The following is a 525-nucleotide window of genomic DNA, read 5'->3' as shown; positions in this document are numbered from 1 at the left end:
GGCCACATGGTTTGTTGATGGTCGAAGTCTTGCCCAAGGAGATTTCGTGCCCATCGACTTCGACGCGGTGGCTAAAGCACGCACCGGCCGAAACAAAGTCACTCTCCAAGTCTTGTGGGGTCGCTACACCACCCAACCTGCTCGTCCGTCTCAGCGTTACTACAGCTACGAGCGGTTCCGCCAGCTTGTCGCCGAACACGTTGATGCCACAGGACTTACCGCACGCATTACGCATATCCCGGCACACACTATGCAAGTCGACTGGGCCGGTACCACGATGCGGCTGTTTGACCCGATTGATGCCCGGGGTGCAAAAGTCAGTATTTTCGTGGCGTCACTGCCGTATTCGGGAATGCTGTTTGCCTGTGCTTGCCCGAACCAGCGGCAAGCGGCGTGGCTGTGGGCGCATATCCAAGCGTTTGAATACTTCGGTGGCGTTGCTGAAGTCATTGTGCCTGATAATGCTTCGACAGCGTCACACGCAATTGGTGCTGCTGACCGCAACCGGCAGGTTAATTCCACCTA

General features: G+C 56.6%; 1 pseudogene. It reads left to right on the top strand.

The features are described 5' to 3' along the window. Nucleotides 1-46: 46 nt before the first annotated feature. A pseudogene (locus HMPREF2875_RS07560) lies at nt 47-525 on the top strand (IS21 family transposase); the annotation flags it as partial.

Source organism: Corynebacterium sp. HMSC078H07 (assembly GCF_001812805.1).
Lineage (GTDB): Bacteria > Actinomycetota > Actinomycetes > Mycobacteriales > Mycobacteriaceae > Corynebacterium.
The sequence above is the reverse complement of the archived record's forward strand: the minus strand, read 5'-3'. Positions and strand labels throughout refer to the sequence as shown.